Source organism: Serratia sp. FS14, assembly GCF_000695995.1.
GTDB lineage: Bacteria > Pseudomonadota > Gammaproteobacteria > Enterobacterales > Enterobacteriaceae > Serratia > Serratia nematodiphila.
In genome coordinates this window covers 2,343,268-2,362,615 of sequence record NZ_CP005927.1, presented here as the reverse complement: position 1 = coordinate 2,362,615, position 19,348 = coordinate 2,343,268, and the positions used below count along the sequence as shown (strand labels likewise).

The following is a 19,348-nucleotide window of genomic DNA, read 5'->3' as shown; positions in this document are numbered from 1 at the left end:
ATATCGCTCAAAAACCCGTCTTCACTAGAGTGGATAACGATTAAAAGCCCTTTTTTAGTGACTAAGATCACCTTTTTCAGTGGCAAACTGAAAATCCTGGCAAAAAACAAAAGAACATTGATTGAACATTTGATTAAACAGGGATACGGTAATGAACGTGGCACCACCGAGGATCGCCACCCTTTTCGTTACCAATCAGGAGACCGCTATGCTGCCTATCGCCATCGGCGCCGATGATGCCGCCATTGAACTGAAAGATCTGATCGTTGCCCACCTGCAACAACGGGACATCCCCGTCATTGACTACACGACGGATCGCGCCGCAGAAACGGGGATCTATCCCGATATCGCCTATCGCGTCGCGCAGGCGATACGGGAGGAAAAACATCGGCGGGGCATCCTGCTGTGCGGCACCGGCATCGGTATGAGCATCGTGGCCAATAAAGTGCCCGGCATTCGTGCGGCGCAATGTCACGATACCTACTCCGCCCAGCGGGCGCGCAAAAGCAATGATGCTCAGATCATCACGCTGGGCGCGCGGGTCATCGGTGCCGAACTGGCGAAAACCATCGTCGATGCATGGCTGGAATCGGAGTTTGAAGGGGGAGGATCGGCGCCGAAAGTCGAGCGAATAGGCTATTACGAAAACGCGGCCGGACGGCGTTAAACCGCCTGCCGTCTCGATGGCGGTCGCGCACAAGCCGCGCTCCGCCTGGGTTTATTCGGCATTCATTGTTATTATCCATCGCAACAATCAGAAAAAGCGCATTTTCATTCTCGATCCGATGATGCAGTGTGTTCCCCCTATGATGAAAAAGGTTCTCATTTCCCTACATTGAGCTTGGTCAAGGAGCTTATCAATGAATCAATTAGACGCACTCAAGCAGCTGACCACGGTGGTCGCCGACAGCGGCGATATCGAATCCATCCGCCAGTTCGAACCCCAGGACGCCACCACCAACCCTTCGCTGATCCTGAAAGCCGCCGCGCTGCCGCAGTACAAGGCGCTGATCACCGAAGCGTTGGAGTATGCCCGCCGTCAGGGCGGCAGCAAGGAAACCCAGCTGATCAACGCCAGCGATAAGCTGGCGGTCAATATCGGCGTCGAGATCCTCAAAAGCGTGCCGGGCCGCATCTCCACCGAAGTGGACGCCCGCCTGTCGTTCGATCGCGGCATGTGCGTCGCCAAAGCGCGCAAACTGATCGGCATGTATCAGGAACAGGGCATCGACAAATCGCGCATCCTGATCAAGCTGGCTTCCACCTGGGAAGGCATCAAAGCCGCCGAAGAGTTGGAAAAAGAAGGCATCAACACCAACCTGACGCTGCTGTTCTCCTTCGCTCAGGCCCGCGCCTGCGCCGAAGCCGGCGTGTATCTGATCTCGCCGTTCKWCGRMSKYATACTATGACTGGTACCAGGCCAAACAGCCTGCCGCCGACTACGACGCCGATCAGGATCCGGGCGTGAAATCGGTGCGCACCATCTATGAATACTACAAGCGTCATCGTTACCAGACGGTGATCATGGGCGCCAGCTTCCGCAAGGTTGAGCAGATCCTGGCGCTGGCCGGCTGCGATCGCCTGACCATCGCGCCAAACCTGCTGGAACAGCTGAAAAACAGCGAGCAGCCGGTCGAACGCAAGCTGACCCCGTCTACCGAAGGCTTCCACCAACCGGCTCCGCTGGCCGAAGCGGAGTTCCGCTGGCTGCATAATCAGGACGCCATGGCGGTGGAAAAACTCGCCGAAGGCATTCGCCTGTTCGCCGTCGACCAGCAGAAGCTGGAAGACATGTTGGCCGCTCAATTGTAATCGCACTGGAGTTTCGTTATGTCTTCTCGTAAAGAGCTTGCCAACGCTATCCGCGCACTCAGCATGGACGCCGTACAAAAAGCAAATTCCGGCCACCCGGGGGCCCCTATGGGCATGGCGGACATCGCCGAAGTCCTGTGGCGTGACTACCTCAACCACAACCCGACTAACCCGCACTGGGCTGACCGCGACCGTTTCGTGCTCTCCAACGGCCACGGCTCCATGTTGATTTACAGCCTCCTGCACCTCACCGGCTACGACCTGCCGATGCGCGAGCTGGAAAACTTCCGTCAGCTGCATTCCAAAACCCCGGGGCACCCGGAGTACGGCTACACCCCGGGCGTTGAAACCACCACCGGCCCGCTGGGCCAGGGCATCGCCAACGCCGTCGGCTTCGCCATCGCCGAACGCACCCTGGCGGCGCAGTTCAACCGCCCCGGCCATGACATTGTCGACCACCACACCTACGCCTTCATGGGCGACGGCTGCATGATGGAAGGCATCTCGCACGAAGTCTGCTCCCTGGCCGGCACCCTCAAGCTCGGCAAGCTGACCGCCTTCTACGATGACAACGGCATCTCCATCGACGGCCACGTCGACGGCTGGTTCACCGACGACACCGCCCTGCGCTTCGAAGCCTACGGCTGGCACGTGGTGCGCAACGTCGACGGCCACAACCCGGACGCCATCAAGGCGGCGATTGAAGAAGCCCGCCAGGTGACCGACAAGCCGTCGCTGCTGATGTGCAAGACCGTTATCGGCTTTGGTTCGCCGAACAAGGCCGGCACCCATGACGTGCACGGCGCTGCGCTGGGCGCCGCCGAAGTGGCCGCCACCCGCGAAGCGCTGGGCTGGAAATACGCCGCCTTTGAAATCCCGCAGGACATCTACGCCCAGTGGGACGCCAAAGAAGCCGGTCAGGCCAAGGAAGCGGCCTGGAACGACAAGTTCGCCGCCTACGCCAGGGCCTTCCCGGAACTGGCCGCCGAGTTCAAGCGCCGCATGAACGGCGAGCTGCCGGCCGACTGGAAAGCCGACGCCAAAGCGTTCGTGGAAAAACTGCAGGCCAACCCGGCCAACATCGCCAGCCGCAAGGCGTCGCAGAACGCGCTGGAAGCGTTCGGCAAGGTGCTGCCGGAGTTCCTGGGCGGCTCCGCCGACCTGGCGCCGAGCAACCTGACCATGTGGTCCGGCTCGAAAGCGCTGAACGTTGACCCGGCGGGCAACTACATTCATTACGGCGTGCGCGAGTTCGGCATGACCGCCATCACCAACGGCATCGCGCTGCACGGCGGTTTCCTGCCGTACTCGGCGACCTTCCTGATGTTCGTGGAATACGCCCGCAACGCGGTGCGCATGGCGGCGCTGATGAAGCTGCGCAACGTGTTCGTCTACACCCACGACTCCATCGGTCTGGGCGAAGACGGCCCGACCCACCAGCCGGTGGAGCAGCTGGCGAGCCTGCGCGTGACCCCGAACATGAGCACCTGGCGCCCGTGCGACCAGGTGGAATCGGCGGTGGCGTGGCAGTACGGCATCGAGCGTAACGACGGCCCGACCACGCTGGTGTTCTCGCGCCAGAACCTGACCCAGCAGCCGCGCACCGCAGAGCAGCTGGCGAACGTGTACCGCGGCGGCTACGTGCTGAAAGACTGCGCGGGCACGCCGGACGTTATCCTGATTGCCACCGGCTCCGAAGTGGGCATCACGGTGGAGGCGGCGGACAAACTGACCGCGGCGGGCCGCAAGGTGCGCGTGGTGTCGATGCCGTCGACCGACGCGTTCGACAAGCAGGATGCGGCGTACCGTGAGTCGGTGCTGCCGGCGGCGGTGACGGCGCGCGTGGCGGTGGAAGCGGGTATCGCGGACTACTGGTACAAGTTCGTGGGCCTGAACGGCGCTATCGTGGGCATGACCACCTTCGGTGAGTCGGCGCCGGCGGAGCAGCTGTTCGCCGAGTTCGGCTTCACCGTGGACAACGTGGTGGCCAAGGCGCAGGCGCTGCTGAAGTAAGCCGCCGGGCGCAAGCCGATAAAAAAGCCGGTCATCATGACCGGCTTTTTTTATTCCATCACCCGATGAATCTGCAAATACTGCAGTAGCATGATGGTTTTGCCGTCTTTAATCCGGCCATCGGCGATCATCGCCACCGCGTCGCGAAACGGCAGTTCGATCACTTCGATATCTTCATCTTCARTGMYRMYGYCKGCCRYRCGMMGYTCATCGTCATGGTATTCGGCGATAAAGAAGTGCACGATCTCGGTCACGCCGCCCGGCGACATGTAGGCTTCGAAGATTTTTTTGACCTCGCCCACCTGAAAACCGGTCTCTTCCACCGCTTCGCGGCGCGCGCACTGCTCCGGCGAATCGGCGTCCAGCAGGCCGGCGCAGGCCTCGAGCAGCATGCCGCTTTCGTTGCCGTTGACATAGGTCGGCATGCGGAACTGGTTGGTCAACACCACCGTGCCCTTGGCGCGGTTGTACAGCAAAATGGTGGCGCCGTTGCCGCGATCGTAAACCTCGCGCATCTGTTGCACCGAACCGCCATTTTTGCGTTTCAGATCAAACGTGTACTTGTGCAGCACATACCAGTTGTCCGACAACAGCTCTTTCTTCACATTCTCAATTTTCGACGACATGACCCTTTTTCCTTGAGTTGCAACGTGAAAATCATACCGCGATTACGCTGCGCCGCAGCAGACGATTTGCAACAAAAATCACAACGCCTCTCCGGGCAAACCAGGATTAAAAATACATCGTGGGCGGACGCATAATCTGACAGACGAATTGCATCCGCAAAGACAAATCCTCAGTGGAAACCGAGCTGCGGCTGAACATCGGCGGGCATTTCGCTATTCATTTGATTACACGACGACAATTGTTCCCGTTTTGTTGACAACTTGATACAAATCGCGGTGCAATTTAGTTGCAAAAGTTATAGTTTTGCTTTCGAATGAAACTGGCGCAGCCCTCACCTAAGAGAAAAGGATTCCGTGATTGCTTGTTAAACGTTCCGTGACCGGCAGCCTGGCCAGGGCGCTGTTCGGCATCGTGATACTGTCGGTGCTCGCCACCGGGTTGGCGTTGACGACCGTCGCCGGCAGCCAGAGCGATGCCGAGGCGATCAACATTGCCGGTTCGCTGCGCATGCAAAGCTACCGCCTGGCCTTTGATCTCGATCGACAGAGCCCGGAGCTGGAGCTGCACCTGCAGCAGTACCGGCAATCTTTGCAGGCGCCGGCGCTGCAAAAGCTGGCGCGCTTTTACGTCCCGGCCGAGGTGCGCAACCACTATCTGGCGCTGCAACGAACATGGCAAGCGATGGAGCGGCAGATCCGTGACGGGCAAGCGGCCGCCTACCGGGCGGAGGTCGCCGGCTACGTCAACCGCGTCGATCATTTTGTTTCCGCTCTGCAGCGTTATTCCGAGTTGAAACTCACCCTGGTGGCCGCCGTCAGCGTGCTGGGCTACGCCGCCATCATCGGTCTGGTGCTGTTTTGCATCCGCTTTATGCGCCGCCAGGTGGTCATGCCGCTGCAGCATCTGGTCGACGCCAGCCAGCGCGTGCAACAGCGCGACTTTCGCCACCCGCAGCTGGACGTGGCGCTGCCGAACGAGCTCGGCGTGCTGTCGCAAACCTTCAGCGCCATGTCTGACGAGCTGGCCCGGCTCTATCAGTCGCTGGAGCTGAAAGTGCAGGAAAAAACCCGGCGTCTGCAGCAGGCCAACGAAACGCTGGAGGTGCTGTATCGCTGTTCACAGGCGCTGAGCGTGCGCCAGATCGATCAGCAGGCATTCGAGAATGTGCTGCGCATCGTGCGCCAAAGCGAACGACTGCGCTGCATCCGGTTGAACGTGGCGGACGATCATGGCCAGTGGCAACTGAACGAAGGAGAGCCGGCGCCGGCGCAAACCTGGAGCGCGCTGCCGATCACCCAAGGCGATAAACTGCTGGGTGAATTGCGATGGCAGCCCGAAGCGCAGCCGCCGCATCCTCACCTGATGCAGAGCCTGGCCAACATGCTGGGGCGTGGTGTCTACTTCAACCGGGCGCAAAAGCAGCACCAATATCTGCTGTTGATGGAAGAACGTGGGACCATCGCCCGCGAGCTGCACGATTCGCTGGCGCAGACGCTGTCGTTCCTGCGCATCCAGCTGACGCTGCTCCGGCGCGCCGCCGACGATCCGGCGGCGCAGACGATTATCGACGATTTCGATCGCACGCTGGCCGATGCCTATCGCCAGTTGAGAGAGCTGCTGGCCACCTTCCGCCTCAACATTCAGGAGGCGGATCTGAATGCCGCGCTGGAGCAACTGCTGCAGCCATTAAAGGCGCTAACCACCGCGCGGATTCAGTTACACTGTCGGCTGCCCTCGCAGGCGCTCAACGCCCAGCAGCAGGTGCACGCGCTGCAGATAGTGCGCGAGGCGGTGCTCAATGCCGTCAAGCACGCAGGAGCGAGCGAGATCGCGGTGTGTTGCGAGGTCAACGCCGCAGGCGACAACGTATTCAGCATTACCGACGACGGTTGCGGTATCGCCAGTCTGGAAGAACCGGAAGGGCATTACGGCTTGACCATCATGAGCGAACGCGCGGCGCGACTGGGAGGAACGCTGCGCATCCGGCGCAGAAGCCGCGGCGGCACGGCGGTCTGCCTGACATTCTCGCCCTGACCTTGCGGCTGTTCACTCTGCGTTACGGTTGCCGCCGGGCAGAAGGCCGCCCGGAGAGGTTTGCGGTGCAGAATGCCGCTATTTTTGAAGAGACAGTCCCACTGTGAAGCACGCCTCCGGGCGCGTTTGAGTGGCTTTACTTGCTACAGGGAGCATATTTCATGGTGATGAAGCAATACCGAGTCATGATCGTTGACGATCATCCGTTGATGCGGCGCGGCATCAAACAACTGCTGGGACTGGATGCGCGATTTGGCGTGGTGGCAGAGGCCGGCAACGGCAGCGAGGCGGTTGCGCTGGCGCTGCAGCACGCGCCGGACGTGATCTTGTTGGATCTGAACATGAAGGGCATGTCCGGGCTGGATACGCTGCGGGCTCTGCGCGACGAAGGCGTGGACGCACGCATCATCGTGCTGACGGTCTCCGACGCGCGCAGCGATCTGTATGCGCTGATCGACGCCGGCGCCGACGGCTATCTGCTGAAAGACAGTGAACCGGAGCAGCTGCTGGAACACATCAGCGCCGCCGCCGAGGGGCAAAACGTGATCAGCGACGCCATGGCCGACTATTTGCTGGCGCGCAGCGAGCAGCGCGATCCCTTAACTGCCTTGACCGAACGCGAACTGGACGTCTTGCAAGAGGTGGCGCGCGGCCTGTCCAACAAACAGGTGGCGGCGCAATTGCATATCTCTGAAGAAACCGTGAAGGTGCACATCCGCAACATACTGCGCAAGCTGGACGTGCGTTCTCGCGTGGCGGCGACGGTGATGTACCTGGAGTACAAAAGCCACTGATCGCCCCGCCCCGGCCAATACGCCGGGGCCGCTTACTCGATGGCGCTGAGCAGCGCCTGATGGTGCTGATGCACCCAACTCTTGTTGAACGGCCCCCAGCTTTCCAACTGATAAAAACCATCGTTGTTGCGCACGCCCTGCTGCACGAACTGCAGCTCGACGCCCATGCCGGGCAGCGCCTTCAGCACATCCTGCAACGTGCGGCGCGGCCAGCCGGTCAGCGCCATCAACCGCGGCACATTGGGCCGCTCACTGTGGCTGATCAGCCAGCATAAATAAAGCCGACGGGCAAATACCGGGTTAATTCCCATGCCAAGCTCCTGCTGTAAGGTGGATCCAGTTTTTATTTTTCGGCTCCCTGCGGCGAAGACATGCGCAAGGCCTTTGATAGTAATAAAAATGTCTTAATAGCGTACAATTATCGACACCGGGGCACCCACGCCGTTTCCCGCTACCGTTATTTACACTATCTCCTTTTTTTCTCCACGCTTTCCTCGACTATCCCGAGTAAAGTGCAATAGCGCCGGAATCCTTCCCTGCCGCTGAAATGCATATTTCCGATGCGTTTTAAAGATAGAACAAGTCATAACGAGGTTCGCGCTGCATGGCCAATTTTTTTATTGATCGCCCGATTTTCGCCTGGGTGCTGGCAATTATTCTTTGCCTGACCGGGGCATTGGCGATTTTTTCTTTACCGGTAGAACAATACCCGAATTTGGCGCCGCCGAACGTGCGCATCAGCGCAACTTACCCAGGCGCCTCGGCGCAAACGCTGGAAAACACCGTCACCCAAATCATTGAGCAAAATATGACCGGCCTCGACAACATGATGTATATGTCGTCGCAGAGCACCAATACCGGCCAGGCGACCGTCACGCTGACGTTCGAAGCCGGCACCGATCCCAACGAGGCGATGCAGCAGGTGCAAAACCAGCTGCAGGCGGCGATCAAACGTTTGCCGCAGGCGGTGCAGAATCAAGGGGTCACGGTCTCGAAATCCGGCGACACCACGCTGATGATGGTGGCGTTCGTCTCCACCGACAACAGCATGGACAAGCAGGACATCGCCGATTACATCGTCTCCAACCTGCAGGATCCGCTCAGCCGCATCAACGGCGTCGGCAGCATGGACGTGTATGGCTCACAATACGCCATGCGCATCTGGCTCGATCCCAACAAGCTCAACAGCTATCAGCTCACGACCCAGGACGTGGTCAAGGCCATTCAGTCGCAGAACGCCCAGGTGGCGGTCGGCCAGTTGGGCGGCACGCCGTCGGTCGATAAACAGGCGCTGAACGCCACCATCAACGCCCAGTCGCAGCTCCAGACGCCGGAACAGTTCCGCCAGATCACCCTGCGGGTCAATCAGGACGGTTCGCTGGTGACGCTGGGCAACGTCGCCACCGTTGAGTTGGGCGGCGAGAACTACAACTACCTCAGCCGCTACAACGGCATGCAGGCCGCCGGCATGAACATCAAGCTGGCCTCCGGCGCCAACGAACTGCAGACCGACCAGTTGGTGAAGGACAAGATCGCCGAGCTGTCACAATACTTCCCGCACGGGCTGGAGGCCAAAGTGGCCTATGAAACCACCCCGTTCGTCAAAGCCTCGATCAAGGACGTGGTGAAAACGCTGCTGGAGGCCATCCTGCTGGTGTTCCTGGTGATGTATCTGTTCCTGCAGAACTTCCGCGCCACGCTGATCCCCACCATCGCCGTGCCGGTGGTGCTGATGGGCACTTTCGCCATCCTCTCCGCCTGCGGCTTCAGCATCAACACCCTCACCATGTTCGCCATGGTGCTGGCGATCGGCCTGCTGGTGGACGACGCCATCGTGGTGGTGGAGAACGTCGAGCGCGTGATGAGCGAGGAAGGCTTGCCGCCGCGAGAGGCCACGCGCAAATCCATGGGGCAAATCCAGAGCGCGCTGGTCGGCATCGCCCTGGTGCTGTCGGCGGTGTTCGTGCCGATGGCGTTCTTCGGCGGCACCACCGGCGCCATCTATCGCCAGTTCTCCATCACCATCGTCTCCGCCATGGTGCTGTCGGTGCTGGTGGCGATGATCCTGACCCCGGCCCTGTGCGCGACGCTGCTTAAACCGATCGCCAAAGGGCACCATCACGGCAAGCGCGGCTTCTTCGGCTGGTTCAACCGCATGTTCAACCGCAATGCCGATCGCTATGAGCGCGGCGTGGGGCGCATTCTGCACGCCAGCGGCCGCTACATGGTGATTTATCTGCTGTTGCTCGGCGGCATGGCGCTGCTGTTCATCAAGCTGCCGACCTCGTTCCTGCCGCAGGAAGACCGCGGCATCTTCACCGTACAGGTGCAGTTGCCGGCGGGCTCGACCCTGCAGCAAACCTCCAAAGTGGTGGAAAAGGTCGAGCGGTACTTCCTCACCGAAGAGAAACAGGACGTTTTGTCGGTGTTCGCCATCATCGGCTCCGGGCCCGGCGGCAACGGCCAAAACGTGGCGCGCCTGTTCGTGCGGCTGAAAGACTGGGATCTGCGCACCTCGGGTGCCAACAGCTCGTTCGACATCATCGATCGCGCCACGCTGGCATTCAACAAGATTAACGAAGCCCGGGTGATCGCCAGCAGCCCGCCGGCGATCACCGGCCTCGGCAACTCCTCCGGCTTCGACATGGAGTTGGAAGACCACGCCGGGCTCGGCCACGCCAAACTGATGGCGGCGCGCGATCAGCTGCTGCAGCTGGCGGCGCAAAACCCGCTGCTGTCGCGCGTGCGCCACAACGGCCTGGACGACAGCCCGCAGCTGCAAATCGATATCGATCAGCGCAAGGCTCAGGCGCTGGGCGTATCGATCGACGACATCAACAATACCCTCTCCACCGCCTGGGGCTCGACCTACGTCAACGACTTCATCGACCGCGGGCGGGTGAAAAAAGTCTACGTGCAGGCCGCGGCGCCGTTCCGCATGCTGCCGGATGACATCAACAAATGGTATGTGCGCAACAGCGCGGGCGGCATGGTGCCGTTCTCAGCCTTCGCCAGCTCGCACTGGGAGTACGGTTCGCCACGGCTGGAGCGCTATAACGGCAGTTCGGCGCTGGAGATCGTCGGCGAGGCGGCCAACGGCGTCAGCACCGGCACCGCCATGGCGGAAATGGAAAAACTGGTCAGCCAACTGCCGACCGGTTTCGGGCTGGAATGGACGGCGATGTCCTATCAGGAACGGCTGTCCGGCTCGCAGGCGCCGGCGCTGTACGCCATCTCGCTGCTGGTGGTGTTCCTGTGCCTGGCGGCGCTGTACGAGAGCTGGTCGATACCGTTCTCGGTGATGCTGGTGGTGCCGCTGGGGGTGATCGGCGCGGTCGCCGCCACCTGGCTGCGCGGCCTGGAGAACGACGTCTATTTCCAGGTTGGCCTGTTGACCATCATTGGGCTGTCGGCCAAAAACGCCATTCTGATCGTCGAGTTCGCCAATGAGCTGAACCATAAAGGGCAGGATCTGACGTCGGCAACGCTCGACGCGTCACGCATGCGTCTGCGGCCGATCCTGATGACCTCACTGGCGTTCATCTTCGGCGTGCTGCCGATGGCTACCAGCAGCGGCGCCGGTTCCGGCAGCCAGCATGCGGTCGGCACCGGGGTGATGGGCGGCATGATCTCCGCCACTCTGCTGGCGATTTTCTTCGTGCCATTGTTCTTTGTGCTGGTTCGCCGCCGTTTCCCGGGTAAAGCGCATCCGGCAGGCAATACGCCGGCCACCGGGGACTGATCCGCGAGATATAAAAAAAGCAGCGTCGGGTTACCGATGCTGCTTTATTTCGAACGAAAATCTCGTTCCCAAGGTGTTTCAGTGACTTTCCAATGACTCAACCTTGCCATCTGCTTCAACGCTGTGTCAGTTGCCCAACATCTCATCAATGAAGTCTTTCCAGTTTCCTAATTCACGATCAACCATAATACTTTACAACCTCAATTATTTGACGAAGCGGATTCTACGCCTGTTTTTTGACCATGTGAAGGGAAACGGGAACGATGCCGGGCTCGGAAACCGGGCTTAGCGCACATTTTCGTATTTATCTGATCAATGTTCAGTGCAGCTATTCCCTTGTGATATCAATTTCTCCACGATAGCGTGTAAAAGGTATAAAAATACGCCAATGGAGCCCAGATCATGTCCACTTCTTTGTCTCTCTTAGAGTTAAAAACGCAGGGCCGCTATCAGGAGGCGACCGCGCTGGCGCTAAGGCAACTGGCGGCAGAGCCGGAAGCGGCAACGCTGCACTTTCAGCTGGCCTGCCTGTATGACGTACAGGGCCTGGAGCAACAGGCCATTCCCTGTTACCTCGCGGCGTTGGCTCGCGATTTGCCGCCCGCCCAACGCCGCGAGGCCTGGCTGGGTCTCGGCAGCACCTACCGCGCCCTGGGAGAATATTCGGCGTCGCTACGGGCTTTCGACGACGGCCTGGCCGAGTTCCCGCAGGCCAACGAGCTGATGCTGTTTCGCGCCATGGCGCTGTACAACCTGGGTGAAAATAAACGGGCCGTGACCGATCTGTTGCTGCTGCTGGCGGAAACCTCGTCAGACCCCGACATCCGCGGTTATCAACGCGCTATTCGGCACTATGCCGCCGATCTCAGTCTTATCGGTTAGAGGAAAACGATGGAAATTATCACCGACTCGAGTCGCCGCGCCATCGACTGGCAGCGGCTGTGTGAATTGCTGGAGGCCGCCGGGCTGGGCAAGCGCGATCCGCACACCTTGCGGCGCGTTTACCAACACAGCCAGTTTTGCTATTGGGGGTTTATCGGCGACGAGTTGATCGCCACTGCACATGCCATCAGCGATCTGACATCGGTCGCTTACCTGGCGGACGTGGCGATCGATCCGCGCTTTCAGGGACAAGGGCTGGGGCGCAGGTTGATGGATCGGGTGATGCAAGATCTGGCGCCGCTCGGCAAGATTTTCATCTATTCCGTGCCGGAAAAGCTCGCCTTCTATAAAAAGTACGGCTTTCACGATTTGACCACCGGCATGGTGTATGCGGACGGCGCTGCGCTGCAGCGCCTGCAACAAGGGGGCTACGTGCGTTAAACGTGCATCACAAGGTTTTGCTCATAAAGATACGGCGGGTTCCCGGCGGCAAGCAAGGCACTTCACCCATACGCTGCCAGCCATGCCGTTGATAAAAGTCCGGCGCCTGAAAGCTGATGGTGTACAACACGGCGGAAAGGCAACCGCGCCGGCGGCCTTCCTGTTCGAAGCGGCGCAACAGTTCGCTGCCCAATCCCGCGCCGCGCAGCGCTTCCGGCAGATAAAAGAGCTCGAGAAACAGCAGCCCTAACGATGAGCGTCCGGTAATCCCTCCCAGAACTTCCCCACTGTCGGGATCTCTTACCACCACCGCCAGCGGCAGACGATCGCCGTAGCCGACATGTTGATCGTTAAAACGGTCCAATCCCTCCGCGATACAGGACGTTATTTCCTGCGTTACCCGCTCGGAAATTTCGATATGACATTTTTTCACGCCGGCTCTCCGGATCAATCATCCATGTTCACACTCTGATTACAGCTTAAAACATCGCAGTTTCTTTGTTTAGAATTATCTTTGTCTCAATTTCAACGTTAATTTTTTCATGACCTCATCGCCGACTCTGGTGACGTTCAAAATAAAGCCACTCATCGTGACAAAACCAAGAAAAATCTTAGTTATTAATTCGTTAAGCCCAAACAGTCACCCTTAAATGATCGTCAAAACCGATCATTTAACATATTTTGATAGCCTTAATCTATGTTAATTCCTTTTAATTACCAAGGTATTAATAGAAGATGTCTATTCTATTAACCTTACCTTGCTTAAAAATTCGGTTGAAAAAAAGATTTACTCTTTATAAATCATGCTAGTATATAACCTTCCCTTCAAAGCTCGCGCCCAGATAACGCTCATTCATTTGCGGCGCAAGAAAAGTTCAACATGCAATTATTTGGATTATTTCTTTTTTTATGTTTTAAGATAGCCATCCTCACCGGGAAATAAAAAGTAAAGGATTATAATAAAATGGAAATTGATATTTTCAGCGAGTGTGCTTATACCACCGTCGGCATCCGACAACTCATTAACCAAACCTGGGCGGAAAAACGCGCGCCGGCCGGCTTTAGCCGCAGAAGGGTCTGCTTTATCGATGTCACCATCGCCAACTTTGAAGCGCGTTACCGCGATGAATATGCCAACCCCAATACCTACAAAATAATCATTATTACCGACTGCCTGCATGAGATGGTGATTGTCGACAATAAGACCATTATATTATCAAACCTTATATCATTGATCCGCTTCAGCCACCTGGTCGGCGACTTATATAAGCGTTACAGTCACTATACCGAGCCGCCGCAACTCTCTCAGCGCGAATCGCATTTTCTCTCGGAGTGGTCGACGGGAAAATCGCTGGCCGACATCAGCAATGCCATGAATATCAGAAATAAAACCGCCAATCATTACAAATCACGAATCATGAAAAAACTCGGCGCCAGCAGGATAAAACCGCTGTTGCATATTACCCGCGTACGGTGTTTGACCGAGCGTTTAAACATAAGAATCAATAAAGAGTAGTTCTCTCTCCCCCGCGCCGCATTGGCGGCAGAACGCGTTCGCCGGCGCCTTTTAACAGCCCCGCCGGCGAAGATAGCCGTTTCATCAATTTGCCAACCTCTCTCCGTGGCGCCCAATCGTCTCTCGCGCGCATCGTTGTCTGGATCTCGCCGCCGCTTTACTGGCATTATCTCTGCTATCGCCGGGCGGCGAGAAGGCCTAAGACCGCGCCCGCCGCTCAGTATCGACTCGACGAGACAGGTAGCTTTACGCCATGGCAAATAAACCGCAACAGACAACGCTGACGATGTACGGCATCAAAAACTGCGACACCATCAAAAAAGCCCGCCGCTGGCTGGAAGATCAGGGCATAGCCTATCATTTTCACGACTACCGCGCCGACGGCCTGACCGAACAGCAACTGCGCGGTTTCGTCGCGCAACTGGGTTGGGAGCCGCTGCTCAATACCCGCGGCACCACCTGGCGCAAGCTGGATGAAGCGCAGCGCAACGCCTGTGATAACGCCGACGCCGCCATCGCGCTGATGCTGGCGCAGCCGGCAATCATTAAACGTCCGCTGCTGGACGACGGCAACGGCCACGCTCTGCTCGGTTTCAACGCCGACGCTTACCAACAATTTATCGCCGAGGTTGCCGTATGACTTGCCCGGTTATCGAACTGGCCCAGCAGTTGATCAAACGCCCTTCCCTCAGCCCGAATGACGAAGGCTGCCAGCAACTGATGATCGAACGCCTGCAGGCGATCGGCTTCACCGTCGAAGCCATGGACTTCGAAGACACCCAAAACTTCTGGGCCTGGCGCGGCGAAGGGCAAACTCTGGCGTTTGCCGGGCACACCGACGTAGTGCCGACCGGCGATGAAAAACGCTGGGACAACCCGCCGTTTGAACCGGCAATCCGCGACGGCATGCTGTATGGCCGCGGCGCTGCGGACATGAAAGGCTCGTTGGCCGCGATGGTGGTGGCCGCGGAACGCTTTGTCGCCGCCAACCCGAATCACCGGGGCCGCCTGGCATTTCTGATCACTTCGGATGAAGAAGCCAGCGCCACCCACGGCACGGTTAAAGTGGTCGAAGCGCTGATGGCGCGCAACGAGCGGCTGGATTACTGCCTGGTCGGCGAGCCGTCCAGCACCGAACGCGTCGGCGACGTGGTGAAAAACGGCCGTCGCGGCTCCATCACCGCCAACCTGCATATCCACGGCGTACAGGGGCACGTCGCCTATCCGCATCTGGCGGACAACCCGGTGCACCGCGCCATGCCGGCGCTGAATGAACTGGTGGCGATCGAATGGGATCGCGGCAACGAGTTCTTCCCGCCGACCAGCATGCAGATCGCCAACGTGCAGGCCGGCACCGGCAGCAACAACGTGATCCCGGGCGATCTCTACGTGCAGTTCAACTTCCGGTTCAGCACCGAACTCACCGACGCGATGATCAAGCAGCGCGTGGAAGAGCTGCTGGAACGCCACCAGTTGAATTACAGCATCGAATGGCGGCTGTCCGGTCAACCGTTCCTCACCTCGCGCGGCGCGCTGGTGGATGCGGTGGTCAACGCCGTCGAGCACTATTCTGAATTGACGCCGCAGCTGCTGACCACCGGCGGCACCTCCGACGGCCGCTTCATCGCGCAGATGGGCGCGCAGGTGGTGGAACTGGGGCCAGTCAACGCCACCATCCACAAGGTCAACGAATGTGTCAACGCCGCGGATCTGCAGCTGCTGAGCCGCATGTATCAACGCATCATGGAGCAATTGGTCGCATGATCACCGCAGAGATGCTCACCGGCCGTTCGACCGAACACCTGGCGCCGCTGAGCGGCAACCATCGGCTGCAGCCGCAGGCGGTCAATGCCTTCCTGGCGATGCAACAGGCCGCGCGTGAAGCCGGATTCGATCTCCAGCCCGCCAGCACCTTCCGCGACTTCGACCGCCAGTTGGCGATTTGGAATGGCAAATTCTGCGGCCAGCGGCCAGTATTAGATAAGGACAGTCAACCGATCGACGTCGCGCCGCTGTCAGCCGCCGAACGCTGTGAGGCGATCCTGCGCTGGTCAGCCCTGCCTGGCGCCAGCCGCCATCACTGGGGCAGCGATTTGGACGTGTACGATCCGTCGCTGTTGCCGGAAGGGCAAAAGCTGCAGCTGGAGCCGTGGGAATATGAAGAAGGCGGTTACTTTGCGCCGCTCAACCAGTGGCTGACGGCGCATATGGCCGAGTTCGGTTTCTATCGCCCCTTTACCGAAGACAGCGGCGGCGTGGCGGTGGAGCCGTGGCATCTAAGCTACCGACCGCTGGCGCAAGAGGCTGAACATTTGCTGACCCCGGCGCTGTTGCTGGCGGCCTGGCAAGACAAGGAGGTCGCCGGTGTCGAATGGCTCGAACGCCATCTGCCCTCGATTTTTTCGCGTTTCATACGCAGTGAAGGAAAGGAGTAGCTATGCAATGGTTAGCTGATTACTGGTGGATTATTCTGCTGGTTCTGGTGGGGATGGTCGTCAGCGGCATCAAGGAACTGCGCCGCGTCGACGTGAAAAGCTATCTGGCCAACAAGCCGGAGATACCGCCGCACCGCGACAACAATGCCCAGTGGGATGACGAAGACGACTGGCCGAAAAAGAAATGACATCAGGGCGCTCATCGGCGCCCTGAGTTTTTAGCGAAAGGCGATCAGCTCGCCGCGCTTGCCGGACAATGCCTCGTCCCAGTAGCGCTGTGGCACGTAATAATGCAGCCTTTCCAGCGCGGCGTTCATCATGCCCTGATTGATCGCATGCCCGACGTTCTCTTCCACGTCGAGCGTGAAATCCACGCCGTTGGCCCGTAACGCTTCCGCCGCCGCGTGAGCGTGTTGCACCGCGATCACCGCGTCCTCTTCACCGTGGATCAAATGCACCACGCTGTCGCCGAAAGCCTGCTCAGGCAACTGGGCGAAACGCCCGCTGAACGCGACCACGCGCCCGGCCAGCCGGGTTTCCGCTTTTAACGCCTCAAGTGCCATGATCGCCCCCTGCGAGAACCCCACCAGAGCAGTGCCGGCATAGCCCACGCCGCTCAGCTGCTGCCAATGACGCACCACGGCCACAAACTGCGGCATCACGTCTGCGATGCGGGCCGCGCGGTTCTCTTCGGTCACGTCCTGTACCGAAAACCACTGGCGCCCGGCACCGTTGCCAAACGCTTCGGGACCACCGATGCTCACCACCTGTGCCTGAGGAAAGTCTTTGGCGAAGTAGCTGCCGATCTCCCCCATCGCCACCGGGTTGTCGCCGACACCGTGAAACAGCAAGATCAGCTGCGCCGCCGGGGTCGCCGGGCTTTGGACAACGAAATGCTCATGTTTCATCGATGACTCCTTAATAGTAACCAAACCTGGTGTGGCGACAGTCGCCGCCGCACCGCTGACAGTGACTATACGCCGTTGAGAAATCGGGAAAATCGGGTTTTATTGAGCGAGTTATTCAATTTATTGCAACGACTGCGCCCAGTCGTGCCAGTAGCGGCAGTGTTGCGCATTCAACTGTTCCAGCGCCTGCGCCGTTTCGTGCCGCCAGTGGCGCAGCAAGGCTTTCTGGCCGCTTACGCCCGCCTGCTCCACGCAGGCCGCCGGGGATTGCCGCCGTTGCAGGTGGCCGCGCAGCGCGGGCAGCGGCAGACTGCTGGCCAACAGCAAACGCTGCAATGCCCCCAGGCTGGCCTCCAGCGGCCGATGGGCGAAAGCGAACCCGGCCAGTTCGCGCCAGTCCTCTTCACCGAGCGACGTGTCGCCGTCATCGCCCGGGATCGCCAGCACGAGTTCGATGCGCTGCCGCAGCCAGGGCCAGTCGCGCGCCAGGTGCTTGTGCGCCGCGTGCCGCAGCGCCTCCCCTTGCTCGCTCAAGGGTAAGATAGCCATCGCGGTATAACAGCCGCTGCTGGCCTCCGGCTTGCTGCCGATGCGCACCAGCTCGAAACCGCAGGATTGCCAAAAGCGCCACAGCGGCTCGGTATAGCCGAAGCTGACCGACAGGAAATCCAGCCCCTGCGCCTGACGACGTTGCCGCTCGACCAGCTGACGCGCAATACCCTGCCGCCGCAGCGTCGGCAGCGTCGCGATGCGGGTAATGCGCCGTGACCGCAGCGTCGGCGCCCACCACTGGCCGCCATGCGCCGCCAGCGACTGCGCCACCAGGTTGCCGCGCGGCCGGCGGCGGCCGGCCCACACGTCGTGCGCCAACTCGGCGCTCAACCCGCCTTCTTCCGCCAGCCACACGGCACCGACCACCTCCTGTCCGGCCTGCGCCAGCCCGAAATGCATGCCGGGCGCGTCCATCAGCCGGCGTAAGTCCAGCGGCGAGGTGCGGTAATGCGCGCTGCTCAGCAGAGCATAGAAACGCGCCAGCCGCTGCGGATCGGCGCACAGTTCACGCTGCTCCGCCTGGCTGTAATCGATCGCCTGGCCATCCACCGGCCAGGCGGGCAGCTCGTTGAACAACAGCGCATTGTCCGTGACCCGTTCCAACGCATCGCCCTGCGCCCAGCGCATCGGCTGTTGCAGACTCAACGCCTGATAGGACGGCAGCCCGGCGCAAAACTTCAGCAGAAAACCGCGGCCGGTGCCTTCATAGCCCTGCACCGTGGTGGTCAGCAACACGCGCGGGAAATAGCCGATCAGCTGTTGCAACAGCGGCGCGGGGATCGCCGCCGCTTCATCCACCAGCAGCCAGCCCACGTCACTGACGTCCCCCTCCCGGCACTGCGCCAGCAAGGCATCGGGCGCCCAAAACTGTGCGCGCCCCTGCGCCCATTCCCCGGCCACCTCTGTGGCGGCGCGGCTCGGCCCGGTTATCCAGCAGGTCAGCGGCGACTGCGCCATCAGCATGCCGGCCAGCGTCGATTTGCCGCGGCCGCGGGCGGCGGTCAGCACCCACACGCCGGACTCGGCCTGCAACAACGCCGTCAAGATCGCCTGTTGTTCCTCGGTCGGCCCGCCATCCGGCGGCTGCCAACCTTCACGCGCCGGCAGCGCGGCCAACGTCAGGGGCTCATCCTGCCGCCAGACAGTCACTTCGCTGTCGTCGGCCAAATGATGCTGCAGATGATGAATGAAATGCGGCGTGGTGATCGGCTGCGGACAATCGCTCCAGCGCAGGCTGTCGCCGTCCGGCAACTGAGGCCATTGCCGCCAGGGCGGCGTCAACAGCAGCAGCCAGCTGCCGGCGCGCAATGCGCCGCACAGCGCCGCCAACGCCTCCACGTCGAGCGACTGACCGGCATCAAACACCGCGTGCAGCCGCTCCTGCCCCAGCAATTGGCGCACCGCGCGGCTCGGCAAAGCCGACAGGCCGGGCGGCGGGTTTTCCCCCACCCACGGCCAGTCGCCCGGCAGCGTCGCCGCCAGCCGCTGCGCCTGTTCGCGGCACCACTCGGGTTCACCGCTGAGCACCAGCAAACGCCGGATGCCCTGCCGCCGCATGAGTTGTTGCGCTGCCTGTAGCATAAGGCTGTATC

17 protein-coding genes and 2 pseudogenes are annotated in these 19,348 nt (G+C 60.1%); 13 read left to right on the top strand and 6 right to left on the bottom strand.

The features are described from left to right. The first annotated feature begins 208 nt into the window (after positions 1-208). From rpiB to tkt, 3 genes and pseudogenes are all read left to right on the top strand, one after another. Positions 209-667: a ribose 5-phosphate isomerase B gene (gene rpiB, locus L085_RS10670; protein WP_004936593.1), complete on the top strand. Its 459-nt coding sequence runs from the start codon at positions 209-211 to the stop codon at positions 665-667. A 193-nt stretch (positions 668-860) separates the two neighbouring features. Then, positions 861-1,812: pseudogene (gene tal, locus L085_RS10665) on the top strand (transaldolase). A gap of 18 nt (positions 1,813-1,830) precedes the next feature. Beyond that, positions 1,831-3,825 (top strand): transketolase, encoded by a 1,995-nt coding sequence (gene tkt / locus L085_RS10660; RefSeq protein WP_044030717.1) that lies wholly within the window; start codon positions 1,831-1,833, stop codon positions 3,823-3,825. Positions 3,826-3,875: 50 nt separating this feature from the next. Here tkt and nudK read toward each other — a convergent pair. Further along, positions 3,876-4,451, bottom strand: a pseudogene (gene nudK, locus L085_RS10655) (GDP-mannose pyrophosphatase NudK). 358 nt (positions 4,452-4,809) lie between these two features. Here nudK and narQ point away from each other — a divergent pair. After that, entirely contained in the window at positions 4,810-6,486 is a 1,677-nt protein-coding gene (gene narQ, locus L085_RS10650; RefSeq protein ID WP_021504381.1) for a nitrate/nitrite two-component system sensor histidine kinase NarQ, read from the top strand. Positions 6,487-6,647: 161 nt separating this feature from the next. Continuing rightward, positions 6,648-7,280 (top strand): response regulator, encoded by a 633-nt coding sequence (locus L085_RS10645; protein WP_044030715.1) that lies wholly within the window; start codon positions 6,648-6,650, stop codon positions 7,278-7,280. 32 nt (positions 7,281-7,312) lie between these two features. Here the strand turns inward: L085_RS10645 and L085_RS10640 are convergent, their stop codons facing one another. After that, complete coding sequence (locus L085_RS10640; RefSeq protein WP_004941750.1) at positions 7,313-7,591, bottom strand: helix-turn-helix domain-containing protein; 279 nt, start codon at positions 7,589-7,591, stop codon at positions 7,313-7,315. Positions 7,592-7,884: 293 nt separating this feature from the next. Here L085_RS10640 and acrD point away from each other — a divergent pair, with 293 nt between their 5' ends. Continuing rightward, the gene (gene acrD / locus L085_RS10635; RefSeq protein ID WP_044030714.1) at positions 7,885-11,022 is read left to right on the top strand and encodes a multidrug efflux RND transporter permease AcrD; all 3,138 of its coding nucleotides are present in this window, start codon (positions 7,885-7,887) and stop codon (positions 11,020-11,022) included. Positions 11,023-11,148: 126 nt separating this feature from the next. Here the strand turns inward: acrD and ypfM are convergent, their stop codons facing one another. Beyond that, positions 11,149-11,208, bottom strand: coding sequence for a protein YpfM (gene ypfM / locus L085_RS25305; RefSeq protein WP_100396732.1), 60 nt, complete (start codon positions 11,206-11,208; stop codon positions 11,149-11,151). Between the two features lie 216 nt (positions 11,209-11,424). Here ypfM and L085_RS10630 point away from each other — a divergent pair, with 216 nt between their 5' ends. After that, positions 11,425-11,904, top strand: coding sequence for a tetratricopeptide repeat protein (locus L085_RS10630; RefSeq protein ID WP_015378699.1), 480 nt, complete (start codon positions 11,425-11,427; stop codon positions 11,902-11,904). Between the two features lie 9 nt (positions 11,905-11,913). Continuing rightward, a complete protein-coding gene (locus tag L085_RS10625) occupies positions 11,914-12,345 on the top strand; it encodes a GNAT family N-acetyltransferase (RefSeq protein ID WP_015378700.1) in 432 nt (143 codons plus the stop codon). Between the two features lie 7 nt (positions 12,346-12,352). Here L085_RS10625 and L085_RS10620 read toward each other — a convergent pair whose 3' ends face one another. Continuing rightward, positions 12,353-12,778, bottom strand: coding sequence for a GNAT family N-acetyltransferase (locus L085_RS10620; RefSeq protein ID WP_044030713.1), 426 nt, complete (start codon positions 12,776-12,778; stop codon positions 12,353-12,355). 531 nt (positions 12,779-13,309) lie between these two features. Between L085_RS10620 and L085_RS10615 the strand changes: the two genes are divergently transcribed. From L085_RS10615 to L085_RS10595, 5 genes are all read left to right on the top strand, one after another. After that, positions 13,310-13,861 (top strand): LuxR family transcriptional regulator, encoded by a 552-nt coding sequence (locus L085_RS10615; protein WP_044030712.1) that lies wholly within the window; start codon positions 13,310-13,312, stop codon positions 13,859-13,861. Positions 13,862-14,114: 253 nt separating this feature from the next. Next, positions 14,115-14,501: an ArsC family reductase gene (locus L085_RS10610; RefSeq protein ID WP_004941730.1), complete on the top strand. Its 387-nt coding sequence runs from the start codon at positions 14,115-14,117 to the stop codon at positions 14,499-14,501. Beyond that, positions 14,498-15,625, top strand: coding sequence for a succinyl-diaminopimelate desuccinylase (gene dapE / locus L085_RS10605; protein ID WP_004941726.1), 1,128 nt, complete (start codon positions 14,498-14,500; stop codon positions 15,623-15,625). The genes L085_RS10610 and dapE overlap by 4 nt, the downstream gene beginning before the upstream one ends. Beyond that, complete coding sequence (locus tag L085_RS10600; RefSeq protein WP_004941723.1) at positions 15,622-16,296, top strand: M15 family metallopeptidase; 675 nt, start codon at positions 15,622-15,624, stop codon at positions 16,294-16,296. The genes dapE and L085_RS10600 overlap by 4 nt, the downstream gene beginning before the upstream one ends. Positions 16,297-16,298: 2 nt before the next feature. Further along, positions 16,299-16,484 carry a YpfN family protein gene (locus tag L085_RS10595; protein WP_004941720.1) on the top strand — a complete coding sequence of 62 codons (186 nt, stop codon included), beginning with the start codon at positions 16,299-16,301 and terminating at the stop codon, positions 16,482-16,484. A 30-nt stretch (positions 16,485-16,514) separates the two neighbouring features. Here the strand turns inward: L085_RS10595 and ypfH are convergent, their stop codons facing one another. Both ypfH and L085_RS10585 read right to left on the bottom strand, forming a co-directional pair. After that, on the bottom strand, positions 16,515-17,204 hold the full coding sequence (ypfH, locus tag L085_RS10590) for an esterase (RefSeq protein WP_015378704.1): 690 nt from the start codon (positions 17,202-17,204) through the stop codon (positions 16,515-16,517). 120 nt (positions 17,205-17,324) lie between these two features. Continuing rightward, entirely contained in the window at positions 17,325-19,337 is a 2,013-nt protein-coding gene (locus L085_RS10585; RefSeq protein WP_044030711.1) for a GNAT family N-acetyltransferase, read from the bottom strand. Between the last annotated feature and the right edge of the window lie 11 nt (positions 19,338-19,348).